Origin of the sequence: Vreelandella olivaria (assembly GCF_023507745.1) — a bacterium.
GTDB classification, from domain to species: Bacteria; Pseudomonadota; Gammaproteobacteria; order Pseudomonadales; family Halomonadaceae; genus Vreelandella; species Vreelandella olivaria_A.
On sequence record NZ_JALPZO010000109.1, the window covers coordinates 1 to 24,845 of the forward strand.

At 56.4% G+C, this 24,845-nt stretch carries 23 protein-coding genes; 17 read left to right on the plus strand and 6 right to left on the minus strand.

From position 1 onward, the window contains the following. Positions 1-460: 460 nt before the first annotated feature. The 3 genes from HP566_RS08760 to csiR form a co-directional block, all read right to left on the minus strand. Complete coding sequence (locus HP566_RS08760) at positions 461-1,675, minus strand: CaiB/BaiF CoA transferase family protein (protein ID WP_249976879.1); 1,215 nt, start codon at positions 1,673-1,675, stop codon at positions 461-463. Between the two features lie 71 nt (positions 1,676-1,746). Beyond that, positions 1,747-2,925, minus strand: a complete 1,179-nt coding sequence (locus HP566_RS08765; protein WP_249976880.1) for an acyl-CoA dehydrogenase — start codon at positions 2,923-2,925, stop codon at positions 1,747-1,749. A 167-nt stretch (positions 2,926-3,092) separates the two neighbouring features. After that, entirely contained in the window at positions 3,093-3,782 is a 690-nt protein-coding gene (gene csiR / locus HP566_RS08770; protein ID WP_249976881.1) for a DNA-binding transcriptional regulator CsiR, read from the minus strand. A gap of 357 nt (positions 3,783-4,139) precedes the next feature. On the opposite strand from csiR, the gene HP566_RS08775 reads away from it, so the two are divergent. Genes HP566_RS08775 through HP566_RS08785 form a run of 3 tightly spaced genes read left to right on the plus strand, consistent with a single transcriptional unit; the run spans position 4,140 to position 7,686 of the window. Next, complete coding sequence (locus HP566_RS08775) at positions 4,140-5,099, plus strand: TAXI family TRAP transporter solute-binding subunit (RefSeq protein ID WP_249976882.1); 960 nt, start codon at positions 4,140-4,142, stop codon at positions 5,097-5,099. A 21-nt stretch (positions 5,100-5,120) separates the two neighbouring features. Then, positions 5,121-5,636, plus strand: a complete 516-nt coding sequence (locus tag HP566_RS08780; RefSeq protein ID WP_249976883.1) for a DUF1850 domain-containing protein — start codon at positions 5,121-5,123, stop codon at positions 5,634-5,636. A gap of 31 nt (positions 5,637-5,667) precedes the next feature. After that, on the plus strand, positions 5,668-7,686 hold the full coding sequence (locus HP566_RS08785) for a TRAP transporter permease (protein WP_249976884.1): 2,019 nt from the start codon (positions 5,668-5,670) through the stop codon (positions 7,684-7,686). Between the two features lie 306 nt (positions 7,687-7,992). Here HP566_RS08785 and HP566_RS08790 read toward each other — a convergent pair whose 3' ends face one another. Further along, positions 7,993-10,521 (minus strand): penicillin-binding protein 1A, encoded by a 2,529-nt coding sequence (locus tag HP566_RS08790; RefSeq protein ID WP_249976885.1) that lies wholly within the window; start codon positions 10,519-10,521, stop codon positions 7,993-7,995. A 194-nt stretch (positions 10,522-10,715) separates the two neighbouring features. On the opposite strand from HP566_RS08790, the gene pilM reads away from it, so the two are divergent. From pilM to HP566_RS08840, 11 genes are all read left to right on the plus strand, one after another. Then, on the plus strand, positions 10,716-11,777 hold the full coding sequence (pilM, locus tag HP566_RS08795) for a type IV pilus assembly protein PilM (RefSeq protein WP_249976886.1): 1,062 nt from the start codon (positions 10,716-10,718) through the stop codon (positions 11,775-11,777). After that, positions 11,774-12,340: a PilN domain-containing protein gene (locus HP566_RS08800; protein WP_249976887.1), complete on the plus strand. Its 567-nt coding sequence runs from the start codon at positions 11,774-11,776 to the stop codon at positions 12,338-12,340. The genes pilM and HP566_RS08800 overlap by 4 nt, the downstream gene beginning before the upstream one ends. Further along, positions 12,337-12,984 (plus strand): type 4a pilus biogenesis protein PilO, encoded by a 648-nt coding sequence (locus tag HP566_RS08805; RefSeq protein ID WP_249976888.1) that lies wholly within the window; start codon positions 12,337-12,339, stop codon positions 12,982-12,984. The genes HP566_RS08800 and HP566_RS08805 overlap by 4 nt, the downstream gene beginning before the upstream one ends. Beyond that, complete coding sequence (locus tag HP566_RS08810) at positions 12,981-13,502, plus strand: pilus assembly protein PilP (RefSeq protein ID WP_249976889.1); 522 nt, start codon at positions 12,981-12,983, stop codon at positions 13,500-13,502. Before HP566_RS08805 ends, HP566_RS08810 begins: the two co-directional genes overlap by 4 nt. Positions 13,503-13,531: 29 nt before the next feature. Beyond that, positions 13,532-15,553, plus strand: a complete 2,022-nt coding sequence (gene pilQ, locus HP566_RS08815) for a type IV pilus secretin family protein (RefSeq protein WP_249976890.1) — start codon at positions 13,532-13,534, stop codon at positions 15,551-15,553. Then, positions 15,553-16,122: a shikimate kinase AroK gene (gene aroK / locus HP566_RS08820; RefSeq protein WP_249976891.1), complete on the plus strand. Its 570-nt coding sequence runs from the start codon at positions 15,553-15,555 to the stop codon at positions 16,120-16,122. The genes pilQ and aroK overlap by 1 nt, the downstream gene beginning before the upstream one ends. Then, positions 16,119-17,225, plus strand: a complete 1,107-nt coding sequence (gene aroB / locus HP566_RS08825) for a 3-dehydroquinate synthase (RefSeq protein ID WP_249976892.1) — start codon at positions 16,119-16,121, stop codon at positions 17,223-17,225. The genes aroK and aroB overlap by 4 nt, the downstream gene beginning before the upstream one ends. A gap of 24 nt (positions 17,226-17,249) precedes the next feature. Beyond that, a complete protein-coding gene (locus HP566_RS21855) occupies positions 17,250-17,414 on the plus strand; it encodes a DUF995 domain-containing protein (protein WP_425348180.1) in 165 nt (54 codons plus the stop codon). Positions 17,415-17,487: 73 nt separating this feature from the next. Next, positions 17,488-18,345: a MipA/OmpV family protein gene (locus HP566_RS08830; RefSeq protein ID WP_249976893.1), complete on the plus strand. Its 858-nt coding sequence runs from the start codon at positions 17,488-17,490 to the stop codon at positions 18,343-18,345. Beyond that, complete coding sequence (locus tag HP566_RS08835; protein ID WP_249976894.1) at positions 18,345-19,031, plus strand: response regulator transcription factor; 687 nt, start codon at positions 18,345-18,347, stop codon at positions 19,029-19,031. Before HP566_RS08830 ends, HP566_RS08835 begins: the two co-directional genes overlap by 1 nt. After that, positions 19,000-20,376, plus strand: coding sequence for an ATP-binding protein (locus HP566_RS08840; protein WP_249976895.1), 1,377 nt, complete (start codon positions 19,000-19,002; stop codon positions 20,374-20,376). Before HP566_RS08835 ends, HP566_RS08840 begins: the two co-directional genes overlap by 32 nt. A gap of 75 nt (positions 20,377-20,451) precedes the next feature. On the opposite strand, the gene HP566_RS08845 is transcribed toward HP566_RS08840, so the two are convergent. Further along, positions 20,452-20,664, minus strand: coding sequence for a hypothetical protein (locus HP566_RS08845; RefSeq protein ID WP_249976931.1), 213 nt, complete (start codon positions 20,662-20,664; stop codon positions 20,452-20,454). Positions 20,665-20,981: 317 nt separating this feature from the next. Next, complete coding sequence (locus tag HP566_RS08850) at positions 20,982-21,950, minus strand: LysR family transcriptional regulator (RefSeq protein ID WP_249976896.1); 969 nt, start codon at positions 21,948-21,950, stop codon at positions 20,982-20,984. Between the two features lie 112 nt (positions 21,951-22,062). Here HP566_RS08850 and HP566_RS08855 point away from each other — a divergent pair, with 112 nt between their 5' ends. From HP566_RS08855 to HP566_RS08865, 3 genes are read left to right on the plus strand one after another with little or no spacing between them, the layout of a single operon-like run. Continuing rightward, positions 22,063-22,893 (plus strand): SDR family oxidoreductase, encoded by an 831-nt coding sequence (locus HP566_RS08855; RefSeq protein WP_249976897.1) that lies wholly within the window; start codon positions 22,063-22,065, stop codon positions 22,891-22,893. Then, a complete protein-coding gene (locus HP566_RS08860) occupies positions 22,890-23,852 on the plus strand; it encodes an alpha/beta hydrolase (protein WP_249976898.1) in 963 nt (320 codons plus the stop codon). The genes HP566_RS08855 and HP566_RS08860 overlap by 4 nt, the downstream gene beginning before the upstream one ends. Next, positions 23,849-24,829 carry an SDR family NAD(P)-dependent oxidoreductase gene (locus HP566_RS08865; RefSeq protein ID WP_249976899.1) on the plus strand — a complete coding sequence of 327 codons (981 nt, stop codon included), beginning with the start codon at positions 23,849-23,851 and terminating at the stop codon, positions 24,827-24,829. Before HP566_RS08860 ends, HP566_RS08865 begins: the two co-directional genes overlap by 4 nt. Positions 24,830-24,845 lie beyond the last annotated feature (16 nt).

Consider the following 24,845-nt stretch of genomic DNA (forward strand, 5'->3'; position numbering starts at 1 on the left):
CAATCCGGTGCGGCCCTCCCTTGCATTGACAGACAACCCTGTCACCCACTTTTACCAGATCCATGAGACTTCTCGCTAATATCCATGTGGCATGTCATCTGGTACCCGAGAATAGCGGTGATTTTTCAGGATGAAAACCCCTACAGAACAGAAGCGTATGGCGGCAACCGCCATGAGTCCCGGTCTTTCTTACGTGCCTACTCAGCGACAAGGCGTTTGGCACTTCTTTTCGTTCGGTCCTCTACTAAAAAATTGTGGTGACTGAAGCCTTGATGATCTTCTTGCCCATCGGCTCATGGTTTACGCTCCACGCAGTTGGCCACTTGTCTACAGTTGTGCGCTTCACCTCGTTCACTGTGGTCCAGCTTACGGGAGAACTTGTACCTCCTGGGGACACACAAAAAAAGCGCCCGTTTGGGCACTAAAAAGGGGAGGAATTGCTCGGTAATGGTTGGTCGCTTTAAATGATCCCCGCCTCACGTAGCATCTGGCGCTGTTCTGCGGTAATTCCTATTTCGTCCAACACATGCTCTGTGTGCTCGCCCAGGCCTGGGGGCGCGGTGGCTGCACTTATGGATTCGCCGTTGATACGTATGGGGTTGGCAACCAGGTCGACATTACCTGCCTGTGGATGGGGCAGCGTTTGTCTTAGCCCGCGGGCTTTGACATGGGGGTCATCAAATACCCGGTCCAGCGTATTGATGGGGCCGCAGGGGACGCCAACGGCTTCAAACAAAGCCAGCCACTCATCTGTGCTGCGCTGGGTAAGTGCAGCGGCCAGTAGCGGAACCAACTGGTCGCGATGGTTCACCCTGGCACCGTTAGTGGCAAAGCGGGCATCCTGGGAGAGTTCTTCAAGTGACAGCACCTGACAAAAGCGGTTGAACTGCTCATCGTTGCCTACCGCCACAATCATATGGCCATCCGCAGTAGCAAACGCCTGGTAGGGCACAATATTGGGATGTGAATTCCCCAGCCGTTGTGGCACCTGCCCGGAGGTCAGGTAATTAAGAGCCTGGTTTGCCAGCACTCCCACCTGGACATCCATAAGCGCCAGATCAATATGGCATCCCATGCCTGTGTCGCGGCGCTGATAGAGGGCAGCGAGTACGGCGTTGGCCGCATAAAGGCCCGTAAAAATGTCGGTAAACGCCACGCCGCTTTTGACGGGACCGCCACCAGGCTCACTATCGGGCTTGCCGGTCAAACTCATGATCCCGCCCATGGCTTGGATCATAAAGTCGTAACCGGCCCGGTGCGCATAGGGGCTTTCCTGGCCAAAACCGGTAATGGAGCAGTAGATCAGCGCTGGGTTTAATGCCTTGAGGCTGGCGTAATCCAGTCCATACTGTTTAAGTCCACCCACTTTAAAGTTTTCCAACAGCACGTCCGATTGAGCCGCCAGCTGTTTGATGAGTGCCTGACCTTCAGGCTTGGCCATATCCACCGTGACTGAGCGCTTGCCCCGGTTGGCGCAAAGGTAGTAGGCCGATTCGGTACAACCCGAAAGCCAGGGAGGGCCCCAATGGCGAGTATCATCGCCACTGCGGGGCCGCTCTACTTTGATAACGTCAGCCCCCATATCAGCGAGCATTTGCCCACACCACGGCCCGGCCAGTACACGGGAAATATCGAGTACTTTAATGCCTGACAATGGCTTGGATACTGTGCTCATCTACTTTCTCACTTACTATGGGTGCGCTATAACGCGCGGGCATGGTGGGCGCGCTTATCTAGAGGTAAGCCTTAGAAAAACGACTGAATACCAGTTTGTGAGCGTCCAAGAATCAGAGCATGTACGTCGTGGGTACCCTCGTAGGTGTTGACCGACTCCAGGTTGACCATGTGGCGAATAACGCCGTATTCATCGGATACGCCGTTACCACCGTGCATATCCCGTGAGAGGCGTGCGATATCCAGCGCTTTGCCACAGTTATTGCGTTTGATCAGTGAAATCATTTCCGGTGCCCAGTTACCGCTATCCATCAGGCGGCCAACCTGCAGTGCTGCCTGCAAACCCAGGGTGATTTCGGTTTGCATATCGGCCAGCTTTTTCTGGATTAACTGGTTAGCGGCAAGAGGGCGGCCAAACTGTTTGCGGTCCAGGGTGTACTGACGTGCTGCGTGCCAGCAGAACTCAGCCGTTCCCATGACACCCCAGGCAATTCCATAGCGGGCTTTGTTCAGGCAGCCAAAGGGGCCTTTCAGACCGCTGACGTTAGGCAGCAGGTTTTCTTCGGGCACGAAGGCATTGTCGAGCACAATTTCACCAGTGATAGAGGCCCGCAGGGAGACTTTTCCCTCGATTTTGGGAGTGCTGAAACCTTCGGTGCCACGCTCGACGATAAAGCCTTTGATCTGGTTATCGTGGGCTGAGGATTTTGCCCATACCACGGCGATATCCGCAATCGGGCTGTTGGTAATCCACATCTTTGCGCCGGTTAAGCGGTAGCCGCCATCAACTTTTTCCGCTCGGGTAATCATGGAGCCAGGGTCTGAGCCATGATCCGGTTCGGTTAAGCCAAAGCAGCCGACCATTTCGCCGCTGGCAAGTTTGGGCAGGTATTTATGTTTCTGCTCCTCAGAGCCATAGGCCTCAATGGGATACATCACCAGCGATGACTGAACACTCATGGCGGAGCGGTAGCCAGAGTCCACGCGCTCCACTTCGCGGGCAATCAGGCCGTAAGCCACATGATTGACGCCCGCACCACCGTATTCGGGGGAAACGGTAGCGCCCAGCAGCCCCAGCTCACCCATTTCATTCATGATTTCCCGGTCAAAGCGCTCTTCGCGAAATGCTCTGAGTACCCGTGGTTGCAGGCTTTCCTGGCAGTAGTCGTAGGCGGCATCACGGATCTGGCGCTCTTCATCGCTGAGCTGCTGTTCAAGTAGCAGTGGGTCATCCCAATTGAAATGTGTCATGGCGTGAACTCCTGGGTGCATGTTCGAGAACGATGGGTTCCCGAAGACAGTTCGTTCTCGAAGACGCCATCGAGCGCCTACGGCGAAATATGGGTAAGTGAGTCAAACAGTGAGTTCAATGTATCGCCGTTTTTTTAAAATATCTACATTTTTTTAAAACAAAGAATTTAACGAATGCCACGCTCTTTGAGCACTCGCGTGATAATCGGGACTGGCGTCATCAGGTGGTCACGCATCAATACGGCCGCCTGGGCGGTATCCCTTGCCAATATCACATCCACCAATGTGGCATGCTCCTGGCGCTTGATCTCAAGGGCCTGGGGGGACATGACAGTTTCCAGCAGCCATAGGTGCCGATAGCGCTCTACCTGATCAAACAGGGTGTCACGCATTTGCAATAAGTGGGGGGAGTTACAACCACTGGCAATTGCCGTATGAAACGCTTTATGACGCAGGTCCCAGCCATCCAGCAACTCATCCGGTGAACTGACATCGGTCACTTTGGACAGCCGGTGTGCAGTCGCCAGCACGCTTGCCTCCCAGTCATCATCACCACGCTCAATGGCCAGGTGCAAAATCAGACCTTCCAACTGCGCGCGAGCGTCGTAAATATCGTTTAGCTCGGCAAGCGACATCGCTGCCACGCGATATCCCCGTTGGCTGATGGCTACCACCAAGCGGTCAGCAACCAACTGTGATAGCGCTTCTCTTAGTGGGCCGGTGCTTACCCCGTAATGCTCCTTGAGTCGGCTCATCAGGAGCTTTTCACCTGGCGCATAGCGGCCTCGGATAATGTCATGCTTTAACTCACGATAGGCGCTAATCGCGAGGTTCGGACGTGGCGCAACATGCTCCATAGCGTCTCCTTTAGACCAAAGTGGGATGATGGCAGTCAACGTTAATTAACCGCTATTATCAATAAATTTTGAAAATTTGGCATGAATAACGATATTTTTGGCAAAGCGCATTTGTAGAAATCGGCAAGCAGCGGAGTCGATACCTTTCCGGTCGTTGCTTTGTTTAAAGGTGTGTTATCACAAGAGATAAGAGAGCGTATTTGAGTATTTGAATAGCCTTGTTGCCAATAGCATCCAACGCGTAAGCCGTGCTAACTTCTTTCCACCGCTTCTGCCGGAAGCAGAGGCTGGGGCGTAATTAACACCTCCTTTTCGTCAACTATACCTATAAGTCCAAACAGGACGGAGGAAATGCTCATGCGAACTCGACATTATGCAGCGACAGCAACCATGTTAGCCGTAGCACTCCCTGCCAGCGCTCAGCAACTATCCATCGCCACGGGTGGCACTGGCGGTGTTTACTATCCGATCGGTGGTGGTTTTGCCGAAATGATCAACAACCATATTGAAGGGGCTCAGGCGACGGCTGAAGTGACCGGTGCTTCGGTTGAAAATATGGGCTTGATCATGCGTGGCGATGCGGATCTGGCACTGGCGTTAGCGGATACGGTTTACCAGGCCTATACCGGCACCGGTGATTTTGAAGGACGCCAGATCGAGAATACCCGTGCCCTGGCATCGGTATACCCGAACGCGGTTCAACTCGTTACCCTCGCTGAGTCTGATATTCATACGATCGCAGACCTAGCGGGTAAACGCGTTTCTGTGGGGGCGCCTGGTAGCGGCACTGAACTGAATGCACGGGCGGTACTTGAAGCCAATGGCATCAGTTATGAAGACTTTACGCCGCAGCGATTGAATTTTAACGAAACCGCCGATGCCATTCGTGATGGTGATATCGAGGCTGGTTTCTGGAGTGTTGGGCCTCCGACCAGTTCAATCCTTAATCTGGCCGCTACCCGCGATATTCGCCTGATAGGTCTCTCCGATGAAGAGGTTGCCAATGCCCGGGAGGAAGAAACGGTTTTTGCTCCTTATGAGCTGGCAGCCGGTATGTATGACGGTATGGATGAGGCTGTTCAAACCATCGGGATTCCGAACGTGTTGGTGGTAAATGCCGATATGGATGACGAGTTGGCCTATCAGCTTACCCAACTACTGTTTGAAAACATTGATGAGCTAATCGCTGTTCACCCTGCCGCAAACGATACCACTGCCGAGTTCACTATGAACTCAACACCCGTGCCGCTGCATCCTGGTGCTATTCGTTACTTTGAGGAAGTGGGTGCTGATATTCCAGACCATCTTCGACCGTAAGATAGAGAGTGGCATTTCGCCATGCAGTACCAACATCAACGTCTGATGGCGCTTTTCTTCCTGTGTTTACCGCAGGCCGAAGCGGGGGCTTCCCCCGCTTCGGCGTCTTCGCCTATGCGGTTAACCGCGGTCACTGAACACGGTGAAGCGCTAGTGAATGAAGCGGCACCTGTAGGATCACGCTGGTGTGTGCAGTGGAATCATTCCGTAAAGAAATTCACTGTGCTGGATTGCTACCGCAATGTAGCGGGGGTAATGCAACTGGAGCGGAGCCATCAACCTGATTTTGCAGCAGGCCTTGGACATATTGAGGGTCGTGGAGAGCAGGTCTCTGATGGTCAGGGTGGCTACTGGATCAATGCGATCAATGAACCTGTCGTTAATAATCGCTATGTATTACGTGTCGGTTCACCTGCAGTGAACCATCAAGTGGTGTGGCCTGATGGCGAGCGCCCACCAGTGAGTTTGAGTGAGAGTGCGCCAGGGCAGCGCGTGACGATCCAACTGATAGAGCCTCATGCTGCCCCGCGTGAATAAAAATAAGCTATACAACGCTTCTGAGGACTTCATGAACGAATCCACTCCACCGCCAGTTTTAATGCCAGGCGGTAATGCGATTCAACCCCGCGTGGTGCTGTGGTGTATCACCATTGTGGCGGTGAGTCTTTCGCTGTTCCAACTCTACTCTGCTGGCATCCAGCCGCTAGGGTTGTTTTATCAACGCAGCATTCATCTGGCACTCATTATGCTGCTGGCATTTCTGATTTTCCCCGCTTTCGGGCCGAACCGAAAGCGGGGCGTACTCGGCTGGGGGATAGATGCCCTCTTTTTGGCCGGTGCGGTCATTACCGGTGGTTATCTGGTGCTCAACCTGGATGACATTTTCAGCCGTGCCGGGTTCTGGAACGAGACTGATATTCTGGTGGCCTGTATTGCCACGGTGACGGTGTTGGAAGCCAGCCGTCGTGCGGTGGGCCTGGGCATGACGATTATTGGCCTGCTTGCCATCATTTACGCCTTTGCAGGTCCTCGGGGGGCATTGCCCTGGCTCGGGGATTGGATGCCAGGCATTTTAGCGCACCGTGGTTACTCCCTGGAGCGGGTGGCGGGTCAGCTCTATCTGGGGCAGGAAGGTATTTTCGGCCTGCCGCTTGGGGTTGCAGCGACTTATATCTTTATTTTTGTACTCTTCGGTGCCTTTTTGGAAAGTACCGGGGCAGGTAAGTTTTTTATTGATATGGCTTACGCCGCAACGGGCCGCCAGCGGGGGGGGCCAGCCAAAGCGGCAGTGCTGGCCTCCGCAGGAATGGGGTCAATCTCCGGTAGCGCCATTGCAAACGTGGTGACGACGGGAGCGTTTACCATTCCACTGATGAAAAAGCTTGGTTATAAGGCCAAGCAGGCAGGGGGGATTGAGGCTGCCGCTTCCACCGGCGGGCAAATTATGCCGCCTCTGATGGGTGCTGGCGCGTTTTTGATTGCTGAATACACCAATACGCCTTACCTGGAAATCGTCAAAATCAGTATTCTGCCGGCGATTATGTACTTTGCGACCGTGTATCTGTTTGTTCACATCATCGCGTTGAAGCAGGGCATGCAAGGCATGCCTAAAAGTGAGCTGCCGAAAATGCGGCAAGTGATGAAAGATGGCTGGCACTTCCTGCTGCCTTTGGCGGTGTTGGTATGGTTGCTGGTCATGAGCATGTCGCCAATGCGGGTTGGCTACTACGCGGTCATGACGATGGTGGCTGTCGCTGTCCTACGCTATGCACTGTGGTACTTTTTTGTGGCGCCCAAGCAAGGCCAGCCCGTGACGGTAGAGCGTACCAAAGAGGTGGTGTGGGCTGGTTTGGTCAAATTGGTTCAGGGCTTGGAGTTAGGTGCGCGTAACGCTGTCGCCGTATCCATGGCCTGTGCGGTAGCGGGCATTATCGTCGGTGTTGTGGGCCTGACAGGGCTGGGGCTTAAGTTTTCCTCCATGATGCTGGCCTTCTCCGGCGGTAACCTTGTGTTGGCGTTGGTAATGATATTGCTGGCAAGCCTGATTCTGGGCATGGGGCTACCCGTAACAGCCAGCTACATTGTACTGATCGTACTGGTCGGCCCTGCGCTTACCGCCGAGTTTGGTGTGCCGTTGCTAATCGCTCATCTGGTCGTATTCTGGTATTCACAGGATTCCAACGTTACGCCACCCATCGCGCTGGCAGCTTTCGCCGGGGCCGCTATTTCGGGCAGTAAGCCAATGGAAACGGGTTTCCAGGCATGGAAGTTTGCTAAAGGGCTCTACTTGATTCCGTTATTTATGGTCTTTAACCCGGAAATTATTGTGGGTGGACCTGTGCCAGTGGTTATCTGGAATGGGGTGATTGCGCTTTTGGCGCTGGGGGCTTTTGCCGCCGCCCTGGAGGGTTATCTCTTTACCCGGATGGCTTGGTTACCACGTTTGGCGATTGGTGCTGCTATTTTTGGGGTCTTCTACCCAAATCTCTGGACGGAAATCGCTGGGGTAGTTGTAATGAGCATCGTCATGGGGGCCAACTGGCTGGCTGGCAAGCGGGATGCAACTGTTAATCCTGTTCCCCGTTAAGCACCTAAACCGTTCATGTAAAAAGCCCGAAAACCATTAGGTTGCCGGGCTTGAGACTACTGACAAGTATTTCTTGATGATTACTCCATCCGAACAACCCTTGGCGGGAGCGCTGTGGACCGGCCCCCTCCATGGGCGTTACTTTCGCCATCTGACCGCCATGGATGGCGGAAATGCCGGAAAAGTAGGGAACTGTTTTCCGGCCCTGGCGAAAGACCCCCGCTACGGGTTGATTCAGATGATGCTGAAAATGATAGCAAGTGGGTTTGTCATCAACCTCGCTTCTCCTTGTGTAACATGTGTAGGCTAGAAGATGGACTCTGCCGTACCTGAACCCTGTGAGCCGCTGGCCTCTTCCAGCTCACGACTAATGCCGCGGGGCTGGTAGCCAGGTAAGTGATCCTGGTGAAACAGCTCTGACATACCACCAGGCTGGTCATCATGCAGGCGACGGCCAGTGTCGGGGTCTACCCGGGCGGTAATAATAGTGTCAGGGCGCTCTGGTATAGCAGACGGAGTGCCCTCAAGCGCTGCACTCATAAATTCGTTCCAGATAGGCAGGGCGGCATTGGCACCGTATTCAGCAATGGTTTCATTGCTGTCTTTACCAACCCAGACAGTGGTTACCAAATCACTATTGAAACCTGCAAACCAGGCATCGCGCTGACTGTTGGTGGTACCGGTTTTGCCCACAATATCATCACGGTTCAGGCTCAGTGCGCCACGGCCTGTACCGGAGGTGATAACATCCCGCAGCATATCGCGCAGAATATAGACCGCAGCAGCATCGGCCACACGAGGAGCAACCGGGTACTCCCTGCCATCGATTTCAACGGTTTCCTGCCCTTCCGCACAGTTTGGGCAAGCAACCTGTGGTGTGGCTTCGTCGACAATTTCATTGTCATCGTTGCGGGTAACGCGTTCGATAAACCACGGTGCTACCTGGAAACCACCATTGGCAATAACCGCATATGCATTGGTCATTTCCAGCGGTGTTAAATCAGCGCTGCCCAGGGCTAATGAAAGCCCCCGTGGCAGACGGCTTGAAGCAAACCCAAAGCCTTCCAAATAGTTAATGGTGTGATCCAGCCCCATGGTTTGCAGTACGCGGATGGTCACCAGATTCCGCGAACGGGCAAGAGCAGGCCGCAGGCGCATTGGGCCCTGGAAGTCGCGGCTTGAGTTGACCGGGCGCCATAGCGCATTACTACCGTCATCCAGCACCACTGGTGCATCATTCACCACGCTGGCGGCATTCATTTCGCCATCTTCCAGTGCCGCCAAATAGATAAACGGCTTAAAGATGGAGCCGGATTGGCGCTGTGCCTGTACGGCACGGTTAAACTTACTGGCGTTAAAGTCAAAGCCACCCTGCAGGGCCAGAATAGCCCCAGTGTTCGGGTCTTGAGCAACCAGCGAGCCTTCGGCATCCGGGCGTTGGGATAGACGCAGTGCTCCATTTTCATCTTCGACCACACGTACCAGATCACCGCGAACGGCGATTTGATCCGCTGAACTGGGCTCAGCTCCCCGGCTGCGTGGGCTGAGGTACTGGCGTGCCCAACTCAGGCCGCTCCACTCGATGGTGTGCAGTTCGCCACCACGGGTAAGCACCTGCATTTCACGGCCACTGCTTTCCACCACGATGGCTGGCCGCAGCAGGCCAAAATTGGGGGTCCGTTCTAGAACCTGCAGCCAGTTACTCACGTCACCCTCGATACCTTCCACTTCCGTTTGGCTGCGCTGGGCTGCCTGGCGGGCCGTTTGGCGGATCTCAGGTGATTCGGAGAGCTCTTCTTCCAATCCTTGTGTGGCGGTCTGCTCTTGCGCTTCTACCAGGCTGGAGGCAATTTCGCGCTGCTCCGGACCGCGCCAGCCATGGCGCAGGTCATAGGCAATCAGGCCATTGGCCAGTGCCTGACGTGCAAACGGTTGTAGCTCACTGTCGATAGTGGTGTAGATGCGATAACCGCCGGTGTAAGCGGTGTCACCAAAGCGCTCCACTGCATATTGGCGTGCCATTTCAGACACATAGGCAGCATCCACTTCAGTTTGGGTAAAGTGGCGGCGCGCAGTGACGGGTTCTTGAACCGCCGACTGGTATGCGTCGTTATCGATGTGGCCCAGTTCACGCATGCGGAACAGAATCCAGTTGCGACGGATCAGTGAACGCTCTGAGTTAGCCAGTGGGTTAAATGCCGAAGGGGCTTTGGGTAAACCAGCAATCATGGCGGTTTCTGCCAGCGTTAGTTCCGATAAGGGTTTGTCGTAGTAGGTTTCTGAGGCAGCGGCAATACCGTAGGCACGGTTACCGAGAAAAATTTTGTTAACGTAGAGTTCAAAAATCTCTTCCTTGCTGAGAAGCTGCTCCATTTGTAGGGCCAGCAGGATCTCGCGGATCTTACGGGTGAAGGTTTGATCCAGTGTCAGCATATAGTTACGGGCGACCTGCATCGTTATGGTCGAGCCACCCGACTGAATGGTGCCGCCGCTACTCACCAGTTCCACGGCTGCCCTGGCCAAACCGCGTGGATCAACGCCTGCGTGGTTGAAGTAATTGGCGTCCTCTGCAGCAATCAGGGCATTGATCATATTCTGGGGAATGTCATCGAAATCAATCGCCATGCGGCGCTCTTCACCGAATTCACCAATCAGTTTGCCATCATTGGTAAAAATGCGTAGCGGCGTGTGCAGTTCAAAGTTCTGCAACTGGCGTACATCGGGCAGCCCCGGCGAAAAGTAGATAGCCGCACCGACTACTGCCAGTGCAGCGGCGCCGGTCAGTGCAACGACCAGTGAAAATAGTGACAGGATGAGGGTTCGTAAAAACGTCATGAACAGAGGGCACCCGTGAAAAGAAGAAGTAAGTACGGCGTCCAAAGGGCCGTATCACGCAATTGGCTGCCATTATAGGAAGGTGAAGCAGCGGCCACCAGTGTTGATATGCCGTAAGGGCATCCGCGTGTGACTTAACGAAAAATCATGTAACCTCGAAATTTGCACGACTGGCAGGCGGAGCCGAACCCCACATGCGCTTACTTAAACCCACTAAAGGGTTGATTGGTGTCGATATTACGTCGGCGACCGTCAAACTATTAGAACTCAAACAGTGCAATGATAACTACCAGGTAGAGAGCTATGCGGTACGTCCCTTGCGCGAAGGGGCTGTGGTGGAACGTCGCATTCGCGATATTAATGATGTGGCCAACGTCCTTAGCCGTGCTGTCGAGCATGCAAAACCTTCTACGCGCAAGGCAGCAGTGGCGGTACCCGCGAGCGCTGCCATTACCAAAACGCTTACTTTTCCGGCCTCGCTAAGTGAGGACGAGATCGAAGAGCGCATTGCCACTGAGTCAGACCGTCATATTCCTTTTCCGTTCAGTGAAGTGGCATTTGATTTTCAGTGCCTGGGTCCCGCGCCTTTTGATGAAGATCAACAGCAGGTGGTGTTGGTTGCCTGCCGACAGCAGGACGTTACCCAACTGACCGAAACCCTGGAACGGGCTGGGCTGGAGCCAGCGGCTGTTGATGTCGAAACCTTCGCTATGGAACGCTCCCTGGCCGAGTTGCGCCGCCAGCTTAACGTTGAAAATGAACCGGCAGCATGCGTGGGACTGGTGGATATCGGCGCCAATATGAATGCGTTCCATGTGGTGCGTGATGGGTACATCGTTTATAGCCGCGATACGGTGTTTGGGGGGCGACAGCTGACTGATGCCATTCGCGATCATTATGCCATGAGTATTGATGAAGCCGGTTTTGCCAAAAAGCGTGGTGGGTTACCCAGCGATTACCAGGAGAAAGTACTTAACCCATTTTTAGAAACTGTGGTGCAGCAGGTGGGGCGTTCGTTGCAATTGTATTACACCGCCGGCCGCCAGCATGAGGTTCAGCATATTGTTCTGGCAGGTGGCTCAAGTGTGATCCCAGGGCTTGCCGAGCGTATTGCTGAGGATAGTGGTATGTCGGTCACTATCGCCAACCCTTTTCAACGTATGCGAGTGAATAAGCGACTTAATTTAGAAGCGCTGACCAATGATGCGCCTGCCATGTTGACGGCCGGAGGTTTGGCCATGAGGGTGAACCAATGAGCATCAATATCAACCTCTTGCCCTGGCGTGAGGCGCGTCGCGAGAAGCGTACCCGTACCTTTTATGGCGTGCTGCTGTTCATGCTGTTAATGGGGGTGGCGCTTGGTCTTGGGGTGTCGAATATTTACCAGCATCAGTTAGCTGCCCAGCAGCAGAGAAATGCTTTTATCGCGACCCGTATCGACCGGCTGAATAACGAAATTGTCGATGTACAACGCTATCAATCCGATGCTGAACGACTGAGCGAACAGCTGCGCTTATTTCAGGCGCTACACAATGAGCGTATCAATACCGTTCAACTTTTTAATGATCTGGCGGCAAGTGTCGTCGATGGTGTGGTTTATCAGCGTCTGAGCCGGAGCGATGACAGGGTCAGCCTTTCGGCGGTGGCAGGAAATGAACGGCAAGTGTCGGAGCAGTTGCGACAAATAGCCAATATGCCGGGGTTGGGCGTGCCGGTGCTCTCTGAAGTTGCCAGTGGGCAGGGTGAGTCAGCGCGTGTTTTCCAGTTTGATGTCATCCAGTCCAGCACAGATGATGCCGCTGAGGAGACAGGACAATGAAGTGGAGCCGTGAACGCTGGCGCTATGAATGGCAGCGATTGGAAAAGGTTGACTGGCAGGCTCTGGATGTAAAGGAAGCAGGTGAGTGGCCGTTATTGCTCAAAGGGCTATGTGGAGTGCTGGTTTTTTTGATTGCCTTTGGGGGCATCAACTGGTGGCTGGTGGGTGGGAAGCGCGAACAGTTAGCCACCGAACAGCGGCAAGAGGTGCGTTTATTAAGCGAGTACCGCAGCAAAGCATCAGAGGCTGCCTTCCTACCTGATATACGTAGCCAATTGGAAACACTGGAAGAGCAAATGGTTCGGATGCGGGCAATGTTGCCGACCAGTGCGGAGATTCCCTCGTTGCTGGATAGCATTAGTGATGCTGCGGTTGACAACCGGCTGACCATTGAAGCGATTCGGCTAAGACCAACCGTCAGCAATGCCCACTATATTGAGCATCCGCTGGACATTCAGGTGCGCGGTGGCTACCACCAGTTGGCACAATTTTCGGCAGATATCAGCCAATTGGCCAGAATCGTCACACAACATGATCTGACGCTGGTACCGGCAGAACAAAGCGGCGATACACTGCGGCTCTCTCTGCTTGCCCGAACCTACAGCTATGTAGACGCAGAGGTAAACGGGGGGGTATCGCCATGAAGCGAATAGCGGCGGTGTGCAGTAGCGTGGTGTTGCTCGGCTGTAGCGATACCAACCTTGAGCAATTGGATGCAACCCTTGCCGAGATACGTCGTGCTCCTGGTGGAAAAGCACCCATGATGATTGCGCCCCTGCCTGACCCACAGTCGCTGGATTATCAGTATGGTGGTATGCGTAGCCCGTTTCTGGCCCCTGACAGTGTTCCTGGTAATGAGATTCAGGGACCGCAGGAAACGAGTCTATTGGCACCGGATCAGCAGCGCATGCCTGAACCACTTGAGCACTTTCAACTGCAGTCCCTGCGCCTCGTCGGAACGCTTAGCATGGGAGGGCAGCGTGTAGCGCTTATTGCCTCCCCTGATGGCAATGTGAGCAGCGTGCGGGAGGGCAATTATTTAGGTAGCAACTACGGGCAGATTATCCGTATTACCCCCCAGGAAATCACGATTGTTGAGCGGATCTTAAGCCAACAACAAGGTTGGCAAGAGCGCCAGGCAGCGCTTTCTATTGGGGAATAGCTTTTTAACCTGTAATTGGGTACCACTTTATGGCCGCCACGCTTCGTCGAATTACGCTGTTATTGTTAGTCCTGACGCCCTCGTTCAGTATGGCATCTGTGCTTACCAATATGGACGTCCGCCAAACCGATACCGGAGAAATGGAGCTGGTGCTGCAGTTTAGCGGTGGCGTTGCCGAATTAAGTGGCTATCGGCTGGATGCGCCGCCTCGCCTGGCTCTGGATCTGGCACAAACACAAAGCGGTCTGGCACAGCGCCGGGTGAATGTAGGCAGCGGTGGGGTTGAACGGGTTACGGCGCTGGAAGGTAGTGGTCGTACCCGTCTGGTTGTTGATCTGAGTGAACCACTGAATTACCGGTCCCGCGTGGAGGGGGATCAGTTGAGGATTACGTTGGAAGCAGTCAGCCCGCTTGGTATGGGCGCTGAGCTGGAAACAGACCAGGGGCCCCGCGTCGAAAATATTGATTTTCGGCGCGGGCCTGATGGGGCTGGCCGTCTGCTAGTGACCTTTGACAGTGATGGGGTGGTTAGCCAAGTGAGGGAGGGCAGCGATGGGCTTGTGATTGCACAACTGCAGGATGTTGACATCCCCGACGCGCTTAACCAGGTATACGACGTTACCGATTTTGCTACACCCATTACCCGTATTACGCCCCGCCTTGGCCAGAGGGATACGTTGCTGGAGCTACAAACCCATGGCCCTTACGCCATGATCTCATCACAGAGTGGTCGCACGCTTACCATCGAGGTTCAGCCAGTGAGCCAGGAGCCTCAGCAGGTTCGTGAACAGCAGGGGGAAAGCTTTGTTGGCGACCGGTTAAGTTTGAACTTCCATGATATTGAGGTGCGTGCAGTATTGGCCACACTCGCAGAGTTTACAGGCCTGAACCTCGTGGCCAGCGATAGTGTTACTGGGCGCGTTACCCTCAACTTAAATGAAGTGCCTTGGGATCAGGCGTTATCGCTTATCTTGCAGAGCCAGGGATTATCCAGTCGCGAACAGGGCAATGTCATTGTTGTTGCTCCCGCCAGCGAGTTGGCTGATATCGAACGCCAGGAAATAGAGGCCCGCAATCAGCGCGAAAACCTTTCTCCACTGGTCACAGAGTTTATTGAAGTAAAGTACGCCCGCGCGGAAGACTTTGCCCAGTTGTTGCGAGGCGGTGATGGCTTTGGGCTGTTAACAGACAGAGGGCGGGTGAGCGTTGATCAGCGCACTAACACACTGTTGATTCAAGATACTGCCGAGCAGGTGCGTGACATTACCCGTACGCTGGATCGCCTGGATGTGGCTGTTCGGCAGGTACAAATCGAGGCGCGTATTGTCATTGCCCGGGATACGGCATCACGGGAACTGGGTGTTAACTGGGGGATATCCAGCACCCGTGGATTTCAGGAAAATGATGCTGGCAACATGGTAAGGCGCAACATTAACCCGGATGGTTTAAACCGTGCGATGGGTGGGCTGGCAGTGGATTTAGGCTCAACGGCGGCAGCCAGTACTGGTTTTAGCTTTGGTTACCTCTCTGGGGATATCCTGCTCGACCTTGAACTGCGTGCCCTGGAGAGTGAAGGCAAAAGCCAGACGATATCCCAGCCTAGGGTTATCACGGCCAATCAGCGTACGGCGATTATTCGCCAGGGGGAAGAGCGGGCCTTTCAGAGCGTGGATGCCCAGGGTAACCCGGATACCGAGTTTAAAGAGGCTGAGCTTTCCCTGGAAGTAACCCCGCAAATTACGCCTGACAACCGCATCATTATGGATCTGGTGATTAAAAATGACAGTTTCCGCGAGAGCGAATTTGGCGGCGAACCCCCCATTGATACCAACCAGATTGAAACTCAAGTACTGGTCGACAATGGTCAAACGGTAGTGCTGGGCGGAATTTTAACCACCGAGCAGTTGAGCCAAATAGCCAAAACACCCCTATTAGGTGATCTTCCTTTTCTTGGTAGACTGTTTCGCTATACCGAAGAGAGTAATGACAAGGTAGAGTTGTTGGTCTTTATTACTCCACGACTACTTGACGATGGCTTGGCGGTTCGCTGATGCAGGATTTACCCAACCTTTTTTTAATAGGCCCCATGGGGGCTGGTAAAAGCACGATAGGCCGCTTGTTGGCAGCGGAGCTGTCGCGCCAGTTTTATGACAGCGACCATGCCATACAGGATCGCTGTGGTGCAGATATTCCCTGGATATTTGATGTTGAGGGTGAGCCGGGGTTCCGGCAGCGGGAAATACAGATGATTGACGAACTGACCCAACTGACAGACGTAGTGGTGGCTACCGGTGGAGGTGCAGTGCTTAGAGAGGAGAACCGCCGGGCACTGCGTGAGCGCGGCACCGTGGTTTACTTACTCACCACCGTCGACCAGCAGCTCAAGCGAACCGCAAAAGATCGTAATCGACCCCTCTTGCAGTGTGCCAACCGTGAGCAGGTGCTCAACGATATGTTTGCTACCCGCGACCCGCTATACCGTGCCACATCTGATATCACCGTCCGCACCGACCGGCGCAGCCCACGGGCAGTGGTTAATGAGATTTTACGTCGCGTATATCGCCTGGTAGACCCGTTGGAAACCACTGATGAGCTACAGAATAAGAAGGTAACGCAATGACAGAAACGGGAAATGCTCAACGTACATTAACAGTGGCGCTGGGAGCGCGCAGCTATCCTATTCATATTGGCATCGGTCTGTTAGAGCGCGCTAACGCGCTCACTCCCTATCTGTCAGGACAACAGGTAATGGTGGTGACCAATGACACCATTGCGCCACTGTATTTAGAGGCGTTGTGTGCCAGTTTTCCCGATCACCTGGATGTGCGCACCGTTGTACTTCCTGATGGTGAACAGTATAAAACCATTGAGCAGGTAGGTCGTATTTGGGATGCGTTACTGGAGGCTGGTTTCAATCGTCGCTGTACACTGATCGCCCTGGGCGGCGGTGTGATTGGCGATATGGTGGGTTATGCCGCCGCTTCTTACCAGCGAGGGGTCGCCTTTATTCAGGTGCCCACCACGCTGCTTTCCCAAGTGGACTCTTCAGTCGGTGGTAAAACCGGCGTTAACCATCCGCTGGGTAAAAACATGATTGGTGCTTTTTGGCAGCCCAAGGCGGTATTGGTCGATATTAATACTTTAACCTCGTTGCCAGAGCGTGAGCTATCGGCAGGGCTGGCAGAAGTCATTAAGTATGGTCTGATCCGCGATCAGGATTTTTTAGGCTGGCTGGAAGAGCATATGCAGGCGCTACGTGCTGTTGAGCCAGGTGTTATTGCGGAAGCGATTGCCAAAAGCTGCCAGATTAAAGCCGATATTGTGGCGGAAGATGAAACTGAACAGGGGGTTCGGGCGTTATTGAACCTTGGCCATACTTTTGGCCACGCCATAGAAGCACATCAAGGCTATGGCAATTGGCTGCACGGTGAAGCTGTTGGAGCGGGTATGGCCATGGCGGCTACACTGTCCCACCAACTGGGCTGGATAGACAGCGATGCATTGGCACGCGTAGAAACAGTGATCAATAGCGCTGGTTTACCGTTATCAGCCCCCCGCGATATGTCCAGTGATGACTTTCTGGCACGAATGCGCCTGGATAAGAAGAATCTTGATGAACGATTGCGCCTGGTGTTGCTGAATGCCCTGGGGGATGCTTGTGTGAGTGATGCAACCCCTAAAGACGTACTACAGGATTTGCTAAATCGCTACCCACGGCAATAGTGCGGTGGATCAGACAATCGCTTCATGCCAGCCCGCCCATTGTGTCAGGCTGATTCCCGTCCGGCCCTTCGATGGACGATACATAAGTCAGGGATAGCATGTTTATCAATAAGCTGGATTCGTCCATCAGGTGCCGGTGCTTTCAGGAGTTGTGCCCACCATCGAACTTTTTTTTCCCGTTTCCACTGATCCCGTTGCATACTGGCAGCGCTTTCTGAGCCAGAGGGGATGTCAGTAAGAAACGAGTAAGGGAACCCTGCTGATGATAGTGCTTTCACCACTATCTATCAGGAGTGTAACCATGGGTTCTTATCAGCCCCTTTTCCGGACCGGTCAGTTCTCTGCCAGGAGGTTGGCGGCCGTCGCCTTGGTTAGTGGCCTGGTGATCACTTCACCGGCTACCATCGCCAGCGATGCCGCTTCCGGGCAATCCACCACCTGGGGGCTGGGTCTGGGCGTCTCAAGCCGCCAGGACGCCTATATTGATGTGGACCGCAACAACACCCCCATACCTTTCCTTCATTTCGAGAACAGGTATGTCCGTTTTTTCGGAGCGACCCTGGAAGCCAAATTGCCCGGGATGACATTAAGCGAGACCAACAGGATCAATTTTCGCCTCCTCGGACGCTGGGACGGCGCAGGCTATGAAGCCGACGACTCATGGATGCTGGAGGGGATGGAAGAGCGCGAAAGCGGAATCTGGGCTGGCGCAAAAGTGGAATGGCAGACTAGCCTGATGAATCTCAGTGCCGACTGGACGCATGACGTTTCAGGTAACAGTGAGGGGCAACGGCTCAGCCTGACCCTGGACAGGCCCTGGCAAGTGGGCGAGCGCTTCACGCTCACGCCTCGCATTGGCGCGATGTGGCATGACAGCGAGTATGTCGACTACTATTACGGAGTACGGGCGCATGAGGCACGGGCTGGACGGCCCGAGTACCATGGGGAGTCTGGCATTAGCACCGAAGTTGGGTTGCAGGGCGTTTACCGTTTCAATAACCACCATTCAATTATGTTTGACGTTGAAGCCACGAGCCTCTCCTCCGAGGCAAGTGACAGTCCCCTGGTGGATAGCTCCACCGAAAATCGCGTTTTCATGGGTTACATGTATCACTTCTGATGAGCAGAATTCTTTTAGTCGAAGATCATGACCATCTGGCCAGGCTCATATGCAAGGGGCTGGCCAATGCAGGTATCGCGGCGGATGTGGTGGAGCGGGGCGAATCCGCATGGAATGCAATACAGCAGGTCTCCTATCAGGGGTTGGTGCTGGATCGCGGTCTGCCTGATGGGGATGGCATGCTCCTGTTGCAGCGAATGCGCCAGGCCGGCATGACCGTTCCCTGCCTGATACTCACCGCCCGAGATGCACTGCATGATCGGGTTGAAGGGTTGGAGGCGGGCGCAGACGATTATCTGCCAAAACCGTTTGCCATGACAGAACTGGTTGCCCGCGTCCGGGCGCTGCTGCGTCGCCCCTCCATCAGTCAGTCACTCCAGCCTGACTACGGTGATGTGGTGCTTTCACCAGATGCCGGCACCGTAAATTGCGGCGACAGAAGTATCACACTTGCGCCAGCAGAGATGCAGATCATGCTGGCACTGGTAAGTAAACAAGGAGGGATTGCACGCCGCAGCGCCCTGGAAGCCGCTGGCTGGGGGTTAACTGAGGCGGTAACGCCCAACGCACTGGATGTTGCTCTGCATCGCATGCGTCGCAAACTTCAGGTGATCGGTTCTGGTTTGCAGATCGTCAATGTGAGAGGTCAGGGCTATGCACTTCAGACGACCCAAGTGGCTCCATAGCCTGGCATTCCGGATATTGCTGGCCTATGTGGCCGGCGTGTTGCTGAGCATCGGCTTGCTGGTAGGACTCGGCGCCATCGCGCAAGAGCGGCTTCCCGGCATGGGAATGCCCGAGCGAACGCTCAGTCTGGCAAAGAAACTGGCGTTCGACAGCACAGGCCGTCCAGTCGGTTTCAATGATGACCAAGAGCATCCCCTGTGGATCTACAATAGTCTACGGCAAGAAACAGCCTATCGCGTACTGGACGAAACTGGCACTGTGGTGTTGCTGTCTCCAGGCGCAGAGAATTGGCCCCAATCTGGTGATATTGCCAGGCTGGAGAGATGGCGTTTTGAAATCGAAGAGAATGGTGTCGTTTACGAAGGTGCCACTGAACGCATCGAACATGGCGGGAAAACCTGGTTTGTCCAGCTGACGGCAAGCTCGCGTATGATCGACTTCCTGCACCAGGAATTTGCTATCCCCTTCATCCGGTTCGGCATCTTTTCATTAGGCATGATCCTGCTGTTTGTGTTTGGCGCATGTGCATATATCAGCCTCAAATACTCACTCAGGCCGCTCAGGAAAGCGTCTCTGGCCGCCGCTGACATTTCCCCGAAATCACTCAACGAGAGATTGCAGGAAGAACAGGTTCCGCTCGAAATTGCCCCGCTCATCAGCAGCTTCAACGCAGCACTTGATCGCATTGAAAACGGATTTAGAATCCAGCAGGATTTTCTTGCCAAGGCTGCCCACGAACTGAAAACCCCACTCGCACTGATACGAGCCGAGGTGGACCTGATGGAGAACTGCGGGGATATTCGGGAACCGTTGCTTTCTCATGTGGAGCACCTGACTCGTCATGTCCAGCAGCTTTTGCTGCTTGCCGAAGCCAGCGAACCCTTGAGCTACCAGTTCTCGGATGTCGATGCTCGCGAAATCGCGCATGACGTTGTTTCCTTCCTCAGTAGAATCGCGGATGAATCGAGCATCAATCTCACGATTGCAAGCCTCCCGGAGGCGTTGATCTGGCACGCGGATCGTGGCGCCTTTTTTACGCTGTTGAAGAACATGGTTGAAAATGCCATCCAACACGCCCCGCCTGGAACAGAGGTCAGGACGACGATCAAATCGGACGGCATATGTGTTAGAGATTGGGGGGCGGGAGTCGTTCCCGAACAACTTCCGCTGATGTTTTCACGCTTTTGGCGAGGCGCGCATCGACGGGATCATGGTGCTGGATTGGGGCTGTCGATTTGCCAGGAGATATGCGCAGCACACGGCTGGACGCTTTCAGCCGAAAACGCCAATCCTGGGTTGGTAGTAAAAGTATCAGCGGAAAGCTCGGGGAAGCGCGTCGACTGATGATCGAGTTCGAACCTCCGACGACTCTTCTGTCTTCTGAGTTGATGACTAGACATTCCACATCACTCACCACCATCACGCCGCGGCACCATCGAGCAGGGCGAGCACCTCGTCCGGCAGTTCGAGTTCGGCTGCGGCGAGATTCTCCCGCAGCACGGCCAGCGCCGCCTCCCGGTCCTTCGGTGGGGCGAATACGCCCGGTCCCGCGAGCTGCACGGCGCCGTAGCCGAGCCGCTTCACGGTCCGGGTGCCAAGGTGAAACGTACCGCTCTTGTCGATGTCCGTCATCTCCATCCTTCCCGAGTTGTCTGTGGGCAAGGAGTTAGTCTATGCAGCTTTGAGAATTCGCATCCCATGAGCAAAGTCTCGGCGGTGCTGAAGCCGCGGAAATCCCCGCTTCAGGCGCGCCCATCGAGACCAGCCCGTTCCCCAGATGGCGTCGGCCCTGGTCACCGCCTTCCTTACCGCGAAGCTGTATGCCCCCCAGGAATCGAAGGCGCTCTATGCGGTGGCGGGAGACCGGGGCGGCGCCGAGCAGGCTGCCCGTGCGCATGCCCGTATCGTGGCGGCGAACGTGTGTGCCGCCCTGTCGCGCCCGACACACTTCAACGGCTGCGTTTCCGGTGCTGGTGGGTTGGCGTCGATGTGCGTAGAGGCGCCGACGGTGCCAGCGCTTCGAATTGATCGCGCAGTTCCCGGATCGTATCGATGAAGGCCCGCAGGCTCGCCGGCGTATGGCGATTGCCGGGAAAATAGAGCGACAGCCCCGGTATGCGCGGACACCAGTCTTCCAGCACGCTGACCAGACGCCCGTCATCCAGCGCGGCACGGGCATAGGGTTCCGGCACGTAGGCGATGCCGAGACCGCCAATGGCCGCCTCCACCATCAACGGGCTGCTGTCGAGCGTCAGCGTGCCGGGCACGTCGATCTCCACCACTTGTCCGCGCTTGCTGAACTCCCAGCGGTAGCGTTTGCCGCTGGGCAGGCGCTGGCGGATGCACGGGTGCCGGGTGAGCGCGTCGGGCACGTCCGGCGCGGGTCGTTGCGCCAGGTAGCGTGGCGAGGCCACCGCCAGAAAGCGGATGTCCGGCCCGAGCGGGACCGCCACCATGTCCTTGGGCACGGCCTCGCCCAGGCGGATGCCGGCGTCGAAGCCCTGCCCGACGATGTCCACCAGGCGACCTTCCGCCACCAGATCCAGTTCGACACCGGGATAGCGCGCCTGGAACTCGGGGACCACCGTGCGCAGCAGCAGGCGAATCGCGGCGTCGTTGCCGTTGATGCGCAGCTGGCCCTGCAGATGCCCCTGTTCGCCGGTGACCTCCTCCAGCGCCGCATCGAGATCGTGCAGTAGCGGATCGAGGCGGCTCAGCAGGCGCGTTCCCGCTTCGGTCAGGGCCACACTGCGCGTCGTGCGGTGAAACAGGCGCACGCCGAGGCTATCCTCCAGGCCACGGATGGCATGGCTCAGCGAAGGGCGGGCGACGCCCAGGAAATCAGCCGCGCGACGAAAGCTGTGGTGCTCGGCAACCGCCATGAAGGCTCTGAGGTCGGACAGCGTCGGTTTGCTCATTGGTAGTTTTTTTGAACCAACCTATGTGGTTAATTGGCTCTTATCATAACAATGATAGGGCCATAACATCCAATCCTGTCGTTTACCGTCTTACTCATTCTGGATGCCTGTCATGAACAAAACCTGGTTTATCACTGGAACATCGGCCGGTCTCGGCCGCCTTCTCACCGAACGTCTACTCACCCGTGGCGATCGCGTGGCGGCCACCGTGCGCCGTCCCGAAGCGCTCGACGATCTGGTCGCCACCTACGGCGACAGGCTCTGGGTCGCCAAACTCGACGTGACCGATGTGGCCGCGGTGCGCAGTGTGGTCGATCGCGCCTTTGCCGAGCTCGGTCGCATCGACGTGATCGTGTCCAATGCCGGTTACGGCCTCCTCGGCGCGGTGGAAGAGGCCTCTGATGAGCAGATCCGCCACGTCATCGATACCAACCTGGTTGGCTCCATCTCGCTGATCCGCGCAGCGATTCCACATCTGCGCGAGCAGGGCGGCGGTCGCGTACTGCAACTCTCCTCGGAAGGCGGCCAGATCGCCTATCCGGGATTCAGCCTCTACCACGCCGCCAAGTGGGGGATCGAGGGCTTCGTCGAATCGATGTCGAAGGAACTGGCTCCCTTCGGCATCGCCTTGACCCTGGTGGAGCCGGGGCCGACCGCGACCAATTTCGTCTCCGGTGTGGTCCGGCCGGCGACGATGGCGGTCTACGACGGCACCCCCGCCGACGACGTGCGGCGCGGCATCGATTCGGGTGCGTTCCCGGTCACCGGAGACGCCGACAAGGTGGTGGAGCGGATGATCGAAATGATCGACGGGGGCACCACACCGCTGCGCCTGGCGCTCGGCGCGTCCGCCTTCGAAGGTGTTCATGCAGCGCTCCAGCAGCGGATCGATGAGCTCGAAGCGCAGAAGGTCATCGCCTATTCGGTGGAACTGGACCGATGAGCGAGGCCAGGCCCTCCGCCACTCTCGCTCTCGTCGCGCCGGAGGCGCGCGAAATCGTGGCGACCTTCCCGCGTTTCGTGCCCGACCCGCAGGCCCCCGGTGAATTCCGCGCACTGGTGGCGTCGCTCTATCCGGAGGAGCAGGTCGACCGGACCGAACGCCGGGTGCCCGGCCCGCCGCAAGCCCCCGATGTACGGGTGCTGATCTATCGCCCGCAGGGCCAGGCCGGCGCCCTGCCGGCCATCCTCTACGTGCATGGTGGCGGTTTCGTTGCCGGCCGGCCCGAGATGATGGACGGGGCGAGCATGCGACTCGCCCAGCGTCTCGGGGCGGTGGTGGTCTCGGTCCAGTACCGCCTGGCGCCGGAAACACCCTTCCCCGGACCGCTGGAGGATTGCTACGCCGCGCTCGACTGGCTGTTCAGCGAAGCCGAGGCGCTGGGCGTCGATCCGGCGCGCATCGCGCTCTATGGTCAGAGTGCCGGCGGCGGGCTTGCAGCCGCGACCGCGCTGCTCGCACGCGAGCGCGGCCAGCATCGGCTCGCGGCGCAGTTCCTGCTCTATCCGATGATCGATCCGCGCACTGGCACCGCGGACGCGCCCATTGACAATGCCTCGACCGGTGAATTCCTCTGGACCCGTGAAGCCAATCGCAACGGTTGGGCGGCGATGCGGGGCACTGATGACATCGAACCCGCGCGGCTCGGCCACTTTGGGCCGGCGCTTGCCGCAGACGTCGCCGGCCTGCCGCCGACCTTCATCGCGGTCGGGTCGCTCGATCTCTTCCTCGAAGAGAACGTCGCCTACGCCCTGAGCCTGTCTCGCGCCGGCGTACCGATCGATCTGCACGTCTATCCCGGCGGCGTGCATGGATTCGAAATCGTGCCGGGCACGGTCGCTGATGCGTATTGGCGCGCTTTCGACGAGGCTTTTCGACGCTGGCTAGGAGTTACCTCATGACTACTTTGCAGACACCCATCGGCTCCGGCTTCGGAGCGACCACCACCGCGCAAGAAGTGCTGGAAGGACACGATCTTTCCAACCTCACCGCCATTGTCACCGGCGGCCATTCCGGCCTGGGGTTGGAAACCACACGGGCGCTTGCCAGTGCCGGCGCGCACGTCATCGTCGCCGCGCGCGACCAGGAGGCCGCGCGCGACCAGGAGGCCGCGCGTGCGAAGACCCGCGATATCGCCAACACCGAAGTCGAACGCCTGGACCTGTCCGACCTGGCCAGCGTGCGCGACTTCGCACGGCGTTTCCTGGAGAGCGGCCGACACATCGACATCCTGATCGGCAGCGCGGGCATCATGGCCTGTGCCGAAACCCGCGTGGGACCGGGCTGGGAGGCGCAGTTCGCGACCAATCATCTGGGCCACTACGCACTGGTCAATCTGCTCTGGCCGGCGCTCAAGGGCGGCGCCAGGGTCGTGGCCGTCTCGTCGGCGGGGCACCACCTCTCGGGAATCCGCTGGGACGACGTGCACTTCGAGCGTGGCTACGACAAATGGCTGGCCTATGGGCAGTCGAAGACCGCCAATGCGCTGTTCGCCCTCCACCTGGATCGACTGGGCCGGAGCGAGGGGGTGCGGGCATTCTCCCTGCATCCCGGCTCGATTCTCACCCCGCTCCAGCGCCATCTGACGCAGGACGAGATGGTTGACGCCGGTTGGATCGATGCCGATGGAAATCTCGCCGATCCGACCTTCAAGACCCCGCAGCAAGGCGCGGCGACCCAGGTATGGGCCGCGACATCCACCCGGCTGGCGGGCATCGGCGGCGTGTATTGCGAGGATTGCGAGATCGCCGCGCCGGACCAAAGCGAAGCGCCGTCCTTCGTCGGTGTGAAACCCCATGCCGTCGACCCCGGGCAAGCCGAACGCCTCTGGGCGCTGTCCGCCGAGCTGACCGGAATCGACGCCTTCGCCATGCAGTGAGGCGCCTATATGGCGC